At 48.0% G+C, this 11,911-nt stretch carries 5 protein-coding genes; 1 reads left to right on the top strand and 4 read right to left on the bottom strand.

What is annotated here, in order from left to right; genetic code table 11:
- Positions 1-6: 6 nt before the first annotated feature.
- Both AC5JBY_RS23065 and AC5JBY_RS23060 read right to left on the bottom strand, forming a co-directional pair.
- A complete protein-coding gene (locus tag AC5JBY_RS23065; RefSeq protein WP_495907020.1) occupies positions 7-3,384 on the bottom strand; it encodes a DEAD/DEAH box helicase in 3,378 nt (1,125 codons plus the stop codon).
- Positions 3,385-4,009: 625 nt separating this feature from the next.
- Positions 4,010-7,276, bottom strand: coding sequence for a protein-glutamine glutaminase family protein (locus AC5JBY_RS23060; RefSeq protein WP_495907019.1), 3,267 nt, complete (start codon positions 7,274-7,276; stop codon positions 4,010-4,012).
- Positions 7,277-7,520: 244 nt separating this feature from the next.
- Here AC5JBY_RS23060 and AC5JBY_RS23055 point away from each other — a divergent pair, with 244 nt between their 5' ends.
- On the top strand, positions 7,521-9,050 hold the full coding sequence (locus tag AC5JBY_RS23055) for a TolB family protein (protein WP_495907018.1): 1,530 nt from the start codon (positions 7,521-7,523) through the stop codon (positions 9,048-9,050).
- Positions 9,051-9,208: 158 nt separating this feature from the next.
- Here the strand turns inward: AC5JBY_RS23055 and AC5JBY_RS23050 are convergent, their stop codons facing one another.
- A complete protein-coding gene (locus AC5JBY_RS23050) occupies positions 9,209-9,847 on the bottom strand; it encodes a response regulator (RefSeq protein ID WP_495907017.1) in 639 nt (212 codons plus the stop codon).
- Between the two features lie 2 nt (positions 9,848-9,849).
- The gene (locus tag AC5JBY_RS23045; protein WP_495907016.1) at positions 9,850-11,811 is read right to left on the bottom strand and encodes a 7TM diverse intracellular signaling domain-containing protein; all 1,962 of its coding nucleotides are present in this window, start codon (positions 11,809-11,811) and stop codon (positions 9,850-9,852) included.
- Between the last annotated feature and the right edge of the window lie 100 nt (positions 11,812-11,911).

The raw sequence follows: 11,911 nt of genomic DNA, 5'->3' as shown, positions 1-11,911 counted from the left end.
AAACATTTACATCAATAGTTCAAGTAGCTCATCTTTCGACAGCGTATTCAACAACGAGCTGCCGCCCTTAACAAGGTCATCAGCCAGCGACTTTTTGGTGACCTGCATCTTTTGTATTTTTTCTTCTACAGTACCCGGACAGATAAGCCTGATGGCAATCACCTTTTTATCCTGCCCGATACGATGTGCACGGTCGATAGCCTGATTTTCCACAGCAGGGTTCCACCAGGGATCAACAAGGTATACATAATCCGCTTCCGTAAGGTTGAGACCAGTACCACCAGCTTTCAAACTGATTAGGAATACCCGCTTCTCAGGATTGCTTTGAAAAGAGTTGACAGCAGCGCCCCGGTTGCGTGTGCTGCCTGTAAGTTTCTCAAAACCTATATCACGGCTCACCAATTCTTTTTCGATCAGTTCCAGCATCGATACAAACTGAGAGAACACAAGTATCTTATGATGAGGAGATTTCGTTTCGATCTGTTCTATCAACGTATTGATCTTGGCAGAAGAGTGACCAGTAAGATCATCCTCGGCCAGTAGTGCAGGAGAATCGCAAATCTGCCGCAACTTGGTAAGCCCCTTCAATACGTTCATAGGGCTTTTCTTCAGTTCTTCATTCGTAGCGGCAGAAATATACTCCCTGAACTCTTTTTCATATACATCATACAGCTTGCGCTGCTCTTCATCCATTTCACAGAGCAATACCATTTCCGTTTTCTCCGGCAATTCAGGCGCCACTTCCTGTTTCGTTCTTCGTAGTATAAAAGGCTTTACCTTCTGATGCAGTTCCTCCGCCCGTTTGATACTCTTGAAAGTATCGATAGGGACAGAATAAACATCCCTGAAGTATTGCTTGTTGCCCAGCAGGCCCGGACAGGCAAACGATAACTGGCTGAATAGATCAAATGTATTGTTCTCTATGGGTGTACCGGTGATAGCAATTTTATTACGTGATTGCAGTAACCGCACAGCTTTATACCGTTGCGTTTCAGGATTCTTGATGTTCTGCGATTCATCGAGGAACACATAATTGAACACATAATCCTTTAGGAACTGTATATCCGATAATAGCGTTCCGTAAGATGTCAATATGATCTCATACCCGTCAAATGCGGCTGTACTTTTTATCCTGCCGGCACCGTGTACAGTATATATCTTGATAGAAGGAGCAAAGCGAGCCACTTCCTCCTGCCAGTTGAAGATAAGTGTGGAAGGAACCACAAGCAGATTGGTATTCACTTTCACTTTGCCCCTTTGCGAAAGTATAAAAGCAATGATCTGTATGGATTTACCAAGACCCATATCATCAGCCAGACAGCCACCAAAGTTGAGCTCATCCAAAAAGTTGAGCCAGTTCAATCCCGCCTGCTGATAAGGGCGTAGTGTGCCCTGCAATGCAGCAGGTACGGCCACTTCCTGCACGGCATGCAGGTCCTGCAGTTTGTTACGGTACAATTGTACTTCTTCTACAACAGCTGCATCCACCATGGCATCCTCATACAACTGCTCAACAGTCGAAAAATTGATCTTGTCGATGCGGATAGTAGCTTCATCGATGATCTCTGCATTGTTGAAGAAATGCGTAAACTTCTCCAGCCATTCAGCCGGAAGGATACCCTTGGTGCCATCATCCAGTTGAATGTACTTATTATGATTACGAAGCGATTTATATATCTGTTGCAGCGTAGCCTTCTGTTTACCAAATTTTACTTCCACCTTAGCATTGAACCAATTGATGCCAGTTAGCACCTTGATATCAATCTTTGCTTTGTGCGGGTTCAGCTTATTACCCTCCAGTTCATTGAAGCCTAAAACAGTAATACCTTCCTTACGCCATTCCTCAAACACATGCAGGAACCAATCTTCCGATAAAAAACGATCACGATGCAGGTACCAGTAGTGAAGATCATTTTCCAGTTGCTCGTCAAAGTGCGGGTGCTGGTTCAGGATCAGCGACGTAAAAGCTGCTTCAGCTGTATCATCCCGTTTTACCAGGAACTCCTTACCATGCTTGTCTACGCCATGCACCGGCTTCTTGGTGCGGATAGGGATCTCAACATCTCCGTACCGCATCACGGGGATGATCATCACATAATTCTTCAGGTCAGATAAATAAATGATGCGCTGCGGAGCATGATCAAAGCCCTGCTGCTCCAGTTGAGCACGCGTGCCAGGCTTGATATACTCATACCCTATATTGATCTTTTCTTCCAGCTTGTCCAGCAATTGCGATTTGAATTCCGCATACTTGCTGCTATGGATCAGGAAATGACTCTTTTTCTTCAGCAGTTCGATGATGCCCAATGCTTGCAGCTGATCCACGAGGTACAGGTTATCATCAACCTGCACGAAATACGTGAACCGCAGGTTTAGATCACCCAATGCATATTCCTTATCATCGAGGATCAGGCGGCCGCCTATAGAATAAAAATCACCTTCCTGTGCCACCGACAATATGATTCGGCCTGGAAGGGGAGAAGCTTGCACAGGAACCACAGAAGTAGCAGTTATATTATCAGACACTTCGGGAACATGACAATAAAAGCGATAATGCAATGGATTCCTGGTAATAGCTTTCAATGCAATGAGGTCCGATTGAGACCGTTTGGCGGCAGGATGAGTTTGGAATTTATGAACAGCAGTATAAAATTTCAAACATTCCGGATCATCCGAGCTCCACGCAAGCTCCAGCGGCGGCACCGGCGTCATGGGATTTTTGATCTTGCCTTCTTTCGATACTGCAGCACTATACAACTCTATGAGCAGGTGCTTATGATACTTGTGTTGCTTGAATACCACGCATACGGTTTTGCCAGTGGCTTCGGGATCTTCTTTAGGAAGAGTATCCGGTGCAGGATACAATACCTGCTGCATAGCTTTAAGGGTATCGGGGTTCACCGCCAGCAATGCTGACTGTCGCGGAGCAATAGATAACCTGCCATTTTCAAATTGCAGCGTAAAGAATTGGTCCAGGTCCGTGGAGGCAGATAGTCCATAGTCAACGGCAAACTTCTTCAGCTTTTCATGCCGCTGTTTCGTAAAGAAAAATACACCAAACTCTTCCTTACGAACAATAGCCGTCAATACCTGCGCTTCATGTTGACACAGCTGCTGCGATTTATGGTCACAGGTACAGGAAACCAGCAGTTGCTGCTCTTGCAACAAAACCGTTACTGGTGGAAAAGGAGGATTATCATACCGGCTGATAAAAATACCGTGACCAACTTCAAGACTATGAGGAATAATATGCTGATATTCCCGCGCTTCCACATAGCCGGCACTGTGTTGCGCTATGAGCGTTTCAGTAAGCTCTCCAATCGGAAATCTTTTAAAATGTGTTCCCCCGGAAGAGTGTGTTTCCATGCCGGCGTGCTGCTCCATAAGCCAGCAAATATCGGGTATTTTTTAAGGCATTAATAGTCGGGTTATTTTCCTTTAAACAGTGAAATCCGAGCACCCCTTGTACGGGGGTAAAACTCCCCCCCCCCTTGGTCGGGCCTTAGACCAATTGAGTGCGGAAAGTATCGAAAGTGACCAATTATCACAATCTGTCTCCACATAGATCGGAACACATCACCACACATTTGAGCCCATTACTTTTAGCACTACATTTGTTTGACTACGTTATAAATGACAATTGGACAGCAGAAGTGACAGAACGAGTGATTGGGCAACCAGATCAGGCAAAGATGAAGGCTGGGTAGAGTATAGATGAGGTATAGATACCCTATAGATGAAGTATAGATAGAGTATTGAAATAGCGTAGTTGACTAAAACGTGCAGTTTTCACCAAAAACAGCAGGGCTGCTGGTGCCCCTGCTTCAATATAAATATAGTTCTTTGAATTAACAGTATTGCGATAGACATCGCGAAAGTATTTCATACCCCAAGTGACACCTTTTCAAAAAGTGTCACCTGGGATATGGCTGTTTCACACTAACTGGCGCAAGTATGCAGCCTGGCTTTGTGTGGCTGCGTACTTGTGCCTGGTAAGTCAACCAGCCTATCAACTGCGCCCACGACTAAAGACCGCTGCCACAAGCGCAACAACAGCACTGGCTATAAGCACTCCCACCAGCTGCGGCGTACGTAGCCCACCGATCAAAAGCCCGCCGAGGATCACAGCACCATAGGCAGATCCAATAAGCAGTGCTTTCAGCATGCGCCCTTTATCAGGTTTGCAATGCTTGATCCAATAGGTGCCGGCTGCGATAAGCAGGGCAGCCACAACAGCGCCAACGATAAGCGGCAATTGATCACTCAGGGCGCCCAATGCTACGATCAGCATGATCAGCAACACGATGGTCAAGAGCCGCAGGTTATTACACTTACTACGCTTCTCTTTCCAGTCGCCGGCAGGAGAGGCTACAACAATGCTCGAATCACCACCCAATGCATCCACGCGGCTACCGATAATGTTCACATACCGGTTGAATACAGGATGCCAGCGATTGTTGAGCGGAATAGCCCGCAATATCCAGCGCAGGTTCGAAAGCAGGATCTCTTCATGCACCAGCATATGCTCCTTCGTGGTAACAGGCATGGTAAGTTGGAAAGAACCAAGCACACGTCGTCCACGCAGTGGTACACTGGCTTCACCAACATGCGTCAGCGGTTCTCTGGGTACATTGCCCGTTATCTGGTGGATCACGGTAGTAAAAGATTGCCCCTTCTTCACGTTCGAAGGCAGATCGATAGAGATGAGCGAAGCGTAATTGGCGCCTTCACCAGCGGGTATAGGAATATAAGTGATGCCACCAGTTTCACAGCGCAGTGTATGCGCATCGATGCGCACGAGCTCATGATGGCGGTAATGTTTGATGGCCAACGCCAGGATATCATTCGTATCGATGCCGGGAATATACAAAGTGGCTGCACAGCCAATAGGTGTATTGCCCCAGTCGACCATGATCTCATCAGGCAGTTCTTCACTGCCCTGCCTGGCCCGCGTAGGCTTGATCTCGAAAGTATGCGGAATACGGTGCGAAGCAATAGCTCCGGGATTATCAGATTGCACAATAGCCAGGTTCCTTTGCGCCAGCTTATCCGATGTGGAGGGCGATGCGTTTGCAGGAATAGGTATAGGATCGAAAGCGATCTCTGCCACGAGACACTGATGTTCATTACGAACAAGTTCCTGTATCGACTTCCGGCTTGCTGAGGGATAAGGGCCGTCGATGGGTGATGCAGGATTTACCGGAAAGTGCTGTTGTGTTTGGTTGATATCGAGCCAGCACCCAAAATACCGCACCACTTCAGCCCCACCAGCATTAGGAGGAAGAACTTGTACGTTAGCAGGATCAGATTGATCAGCCATTGAGGTAGTTAGTGTATCCACGCGTGGCGCAGCAAAACAAGGGATAGTTACAGTCTCGCCACCAACTATACCCAGCAGCGGCTTGGTGCTGCCACCTTGCGTGGTACGACGGTAAGTAGTACCCTGGTTAAACTCCATCGAAGTCGAAGAAGTTTGGAACAGACGGAAGAATACACGCACATTGGTAGCCGAAACAGATAAAGCCCGGTAACGCACTTTGGCCACGGCAAAGTTGTATACGTTCACACCACCTATCGATTGCGAAAGCTCCAGCCGCGAAGTCTGTTGATCGGTAGAAATATTCCCTTCGAAAGTTTGTCCGGCGGTGTTGCCCGTATTGAGATTATTGATCACATTGGTAATGAAAGCAGAACCATCAGCAGCCATGGCGGCATTGAACTTCGATTCACCCGTTCTGATCTGGAATACACGGAGGTCAGTACTCAACCACGAAGTAGCTCCATCTATTTCATAAGGATTAGGCTGTTTGATCAGGTAGAGCTTGGAGGTGCCCATGACTGTGCTGATAGATGCCGACAGATTTATTTCCGCCAGCTCAGCCACAAACCCTGTAGAACCTGTAAAGCTGATCTGATATTTCCACGTAATGCGCTGCGGGCGATTGAACTTGGTAGGATACTCCAGTCCCAGGTTAGGCATCAGCCCAATGGTCATTTGCGCTACGGGAGAGGTAGGCGTTAAATTGGGGTGTATATTCGGTATCCCCGATAAGGTGGCTGAGGTAATGCCCAACTCAGCAGGCGTAAAGCCTTCAACTACCACATATAAAGCAGCCTCTATTACTGCAGGATTGCTGGTAAACAACATGGCGTCCACTTCATCCTTTGAAATAGTACTCCGGTCGATGATGAAAAAACATTTCTTTACGATTGGGCACGAATAAGGCGAAGGCCCATAGTCGGCACACAATTCATTCAGGAATAACCTATACATCTCCATCTGGCTGTCTGCTGTTGATTGAGAAGCAGTACCTGAGGCGAGATAACTATACGCATCCCAGGAAGAAGGAGTAAGCGTAGCAGCAGGATCACTTTGCAGTCCTTTCCAGAAGTCCACGGTTACTGGTTCCGTACACAATGAAGGATCGATCACCATTTTAACATCCGCCCCGCCACCTTCAGGTGTCACCATGAGCGTAGGAGCTACGTGCCAGAACCATTTTACTCCACAGTCTGGTACATTGGAAGAAGCGGCGATCAGGCTGAGCCCGCCACTACCCGTTATCCATATCTTTTCAGGAGTTTCCCCTTCTGCGATAAGCTTGTAACACATCAGGTGCGCCCTGATCCAGCAACCATCCCGTGGGTACTTGAAAGGAATGCAAGGGCTGGTAGCCGAACACGGTGTACAAGTATCGGCATTCATCATGTTGAACAGCTCCACCGCCCTGTCCCAGCTAACCGGAGGGTCCGGAACCGGCGGTGGGGGAGGCTCCGGGGGACCTTCATTACCATAGGAGGGAGGCAACGGCCGCACATCGATGATCTCGAAATCCTGGTGCGTGGCAGTCACCAATATCGTTGTATCCGTATCCTTGGCCTGCTGCAATGCATCCAGCATATGCGGAAAGTCCGGGTGATGCCGGTTCAGGTAATGAGTAGCTTGGGAAGTGCTCAAGCCGATGTACACAACTTGCTCATTGTCCGAAGGCTGGATTTGTATGACGTTGGCAGCCTTGGGTATGTACAACTTGATAATGAAATTGGTATCAGGGTCGATCTCCACGTATACAGGCCTGTTATTCACCTGCAGGTAGTCAAGCATGTCGGCCCACACAGTTGCACGCCGGTGGCCCAGGTCCAGCACGGCCTCCCGGTCATAATCGAATTTAACGGCAACAGGAGAAGGGCGTTCTGCCAATGCCGAAGTTTGCATGGCTTGTTTCAGCGGTAAAGCATTCCTGATCTTGCCGAGGTATACAGAAGGTTGAGGCATATAAATATGCTTTAAAGGTTAAGTACAATAAAAAGATAGAAGGCCGGCAGGGCCGGGTACGTTGCGGCAGGAAAAACAGGCTTAAAAGGTAGGACCGTAAAGGTAGGACAGACACAGGCCGCTACAATACCCTTTTAGTAGTATTCACACTACATGCACTATTTTAATTAATAGTGCGGTTATGGTAACAACAACAAAAGAGGATTGGTAAATTAGGGGATACGCAAACCCACATGCTTCCATTATGAAATACCTGACCATAACTGCTATGCTATTGTGTTACATCCCTTTAATGGCACAATCCGGTACCATAGGCATTTTTCAGCGCAACGCCGATATCGGTAACCCTGCTATCAAAGGCGCTGTAACCTGGAACAGTAAGGACCAATCCTATAACCTCAAAGGCGGCGGATACAACATCTGGTTCAACCGCGACGAATTCCAGTATGCCTGGCGCAAGGTCAATGGCGATTTCATACTCACGGCCCATGTAAAACTGTTAGGTGCTGGTACCGACCCACATCGCAAAATAGGCTGGATGGTGCGTGCAGGTGAGCAGGAAGATGCTGCGCACATGAGTGCCGTAGTTCATGGCGATGGGCTCACAGTATTGCAATGGCGCCGGGCTAAAGGAGCATCCATGCGCGATCCCCACGACCAGCGCGCTACCATAAAGAAGCACTCAACCATTTTGCAACTGGAACGCACAGGCAGAACATTCATCATGCGCATGGCCAATCCCGGCGAACCATTACAGGAAGTAGGCCGCACCGATAGCATCGATATGCCGGATGATGCCCTGGCAGGACTATTCATTTGCAGCCACAACGCGAGTGTGATGGAAGAAGGCATGGCCTGGAATGTACGCATCGAGAAAACAGTACCCGATATACACAACGGATACCGCGATGGCATACTGGCCAGCCGCCTCGAACTGTTGAATGTATTTGATGGCAAGAGAACAATTATCCATGAAGACGATGGCAGGCTGGAAGCACCCAACTGGATGCCTGATGGAAAGAAGCTATTATTCAATAAAGGCGGTTCATTGTACACCATACCCATAGAAGGCGGCACACCGGAGAAGCTGAATACAGGATTCGCCAACCGCAACAACAATGACCATGTTATCTCCTTTGATGGAAAGAAGCTGGGCATCAGCCATCACCGAGATGGAATGCCGGGAGGGGGATCTACAGTTTATTACTTACCCCTGACAGGCGGCGAGCCAATACTGGTCACCGATAGTACACCTTCCTATTTGCATGGATGGAGTGTAGATGGAAAAGACCTCGTCTATACAGCTTTGCGTTCAAGCAAGATTCCCGCATACAATATTTACAAAAAGTCTATCAACGGAGGACCGGAAGTGGCCCTCACCACCAACAAGACCGGCTTGTCTGATGGCCCTGAGTATTCACCAGACGGAAAGTATATCTATTACAACGCCAACCAGAGCGGCACCATGCAATTGTGGCGCATGAAAACAGACGGCAGCGCGCAGGAGCAGATCACCTTTGATGAGTACAACAACTGGTTCCCCCACATATCACCCGATAACAAATGGATCGTATTTATTTCTTTCCCTACTACAATCAATCCCGATGACCATCCATTTTACAAAAGAGTAATGCTGCGCCTGATGCCAATGAGCGGCGGTGCACCAAAAGTGATTGCTTATTTATACGGAGGCCAGGGCACCATCAACACCCCCTCCTGGAGCCCCGACAGCAAACGTGTAGCTTTCATCAGCAATACCGGCCTATTCAAATAAGAACAAGTAGTCAGGCCGCTCAAAGCGGCCAGACTGAACCGTGTAGATAGTGATCTGCAGCGCTAAGGGATTGCGAAGCGCGAAGCTCTGCGAGGCTTGTAGCCTCGCAGCCCTATTCCATTGCCTTTGGCAATAGCATTGCCGTAGGCAACAAGTATCTATTTCTGCTGCGACTCCAGCGCCCGTATACCTTGCGCTATCAACTGGCTGTTTTGCATCGCCCACTTCAACAAAGCATTGTTGCCCTCTTCCAACTGCAGCTTGCGGCAAATAGTGTGGCGATGATTCTTGATGGTATAAGGACTGAGAAAAAGTGCCTGGGCAATATCCTTGGTGGTCTTTTGCTCACTGATGAGTTGTAAAATATTCAGCTCGGTAGCGTTGAACTGACTGGCTGCATTGGAGATTTTTTCACCGGCAGTAGGGTGTTGTTGTATCCTGTTCATCACCAGTTGTACACCGGCAAAAAGCTGGGCCTCGTCTACTGGCTTGATAATGTAGTTGGCGGGGTTCGTAGCAGAAGCCTGCTCGATGATACCCCGGTTTTGATAAGAAGTGATATAGATGACTTCAAAAGCATATTCACGACGCAGTTCGGTAATGAGGTCAATACCCGATTGGTCACCCTGCAGGTTGATGTCGCACAATAAGAGGTGAGGTAGCAATTGCGGCATCGCCGCCTTGGCCTCGCTTGTCGATACCGCAATGCGGGTAGTACAGGAAAAGCCCGATACCAGTTGTTGCTCTATAAAGCGGGCTATGATGATCTCATCTTCAATGATCAGTACGCGTACCATAATTATACAGGAATTAAAAACTGATAAGTCAACCCGTGGCCATTTTCCACGGATATTTTTCCATTCATTTGCCGGGTAAGATCATGGACCAGCGAAATACCCATCGTGGCAGGATAGCCCGACGATCCCTTTTCCATTCCTATACCATTATCGGCATACATAAACTGCATGGTGCGCAAGTCTACGTGTTGAATGTTTATGTTAATAATAGGATGCTCGTGGTACTCACCAAAAGCATACTTGAAAGAATTCGTCAATAATTCTGCCAGAATAAGGCCAAACGACAGCGCGTATTTACCCTGAAGCTGAATGCCATGATGTACATCCAGCTGAATATTTACCTTGTTCTGCGTATCATAAATACGTTGCAGGTGATCAGTGATCTCAGACGTAAACTGTTGAATATGTACCGATGACTTTTCGTCGAACCACAACAACTTTTCATTTACCAGCATCATGGCCTTGATCTTGGCCATATTGCCCTTCAGGATTTCGCGGGAGGCCTCATCGCTCACCATCGGCACCTGCAGGCTGCTGAGGCCATACAATAATTGCAGGTTGTTCTTTACCCGGTGGTTCAGTTCATTGATCAGCGTTTCGATCTTGATATTCCTGTCAGCCAGCAAAGCCTGTTGTTCAGTAAGATGCTGATTGGATACCCGCAGCTCAGAAGTACGGTTTTCCACCTTTTGTTCCAGGATGGCATTCTGGTATAGCTGCAGGCGGTTGAGCTCTTTAAGCGCCGCATGCTTGTCTATTTCATGCTGCCGCAGCTCTTCCTTCAGGCCCGTTGCAAAAAGCAGGAAGATGGCCAGCGTGGTAAAGTTGGTGATATAAGGAGCAAACTGTAGCGACCTCTCCCGCAGGAAAGCCGAACTGAATACAATGATGAGCGCGCCTGCAAAGAATAGCAATAGCCCATAAGCCATATACCGTTGCGCACGGGTGAGCCGGTGCCAGCACAGCCACAAAGAAGCGATGATAAAACTGAAAGGAATGGCAAAAGACCACAAGTTGATATTGTTGGCCAGGTTGAAATTGCCGGTAAAGTAATCGATGCAAAGGCCCGTAATGGTGAGCAGTATCAGTTCCACGATCAATATCCTGCCGATCTTATACAACTTGGGATTATGCTGCTTCATCTGCCAGAAATCGATCAACAACATATAAATACCAAAGCTGCCGAGGTGAACAAAAGTGACGTTGAACAGCCAGCCCATGAAAGGATTTTCAGGGAAAAACCACTCGATGAGATAGCCACCCGTGGCAATCCCGTATAAGCCGATACCGGTCATGTAACACAACAGCCAGAGATAAGGCCGGAAGCGGCTCACCAGCCAGGATAAGATGGTATAGATGAGGAACACCGCCACGGCCCCCTGCGACCAGGCATCGATCAGTTGCATAGTATGCAGCTGACTTAGAAAAGGATCCTTTTGTTGCAGGTAGAAATTGAATGACGGTGAGTAATGCTTGGTATGGTGCACCTTTAGCAGCAGTTCATAAGATTGGCCTGCCTGCAAAGGCAATAAAGTATAAAGCCTGCCATCCTGGGCAGCAAGCCGGCTGCGCTTTTGGAAAGCACCAGCCTGCCGATAGAGTATACAACGATTCCCCTGATACAGATATACATCCACAAAAGTGAGGCTTCTGAAAGAGAGCATCATGTCGGCAGTTGCCCCGGTTGCATTCTTAACAGGAATACGGAGCCAGTAAAAGCTAACAGCCGATTGCTGAACAAGACTGTCAAGGGAAACAAACTGAGCAAAGTGTTGGCGGGCAGTGGCCGTGTCGGACGAATTAGTAGGATCTTCCCAGATGGTAGCGTAAGGATTGAGCGAGGTCTTTTGAGCTACCTGTTCAGCCGTTCGAAGCGTCAAGGTGTCCGCTTTGCAGGGAATAGCTGCAATGAGGAACAACATCAACCACAGTGCGTGTTGGCGGGTCAAGGGAGCGATCGACATGTATCAAATAAAAATGCAATATAGTGTATCCTGTAACAGAAGCCAAAAAGCACCCTGAGTGCAGGGCGCTTTTTAATTTCCTAAGGGTAGGACTAAGGTA

The sequence above is a fragment of the Paraflavitalea sp. genome (genome assembly GCF_059502485.1).
Note: the sequence above shows the minus strand (reverse complement) of the source record. Positions and strands in the feature narration are given on the sequence as shown.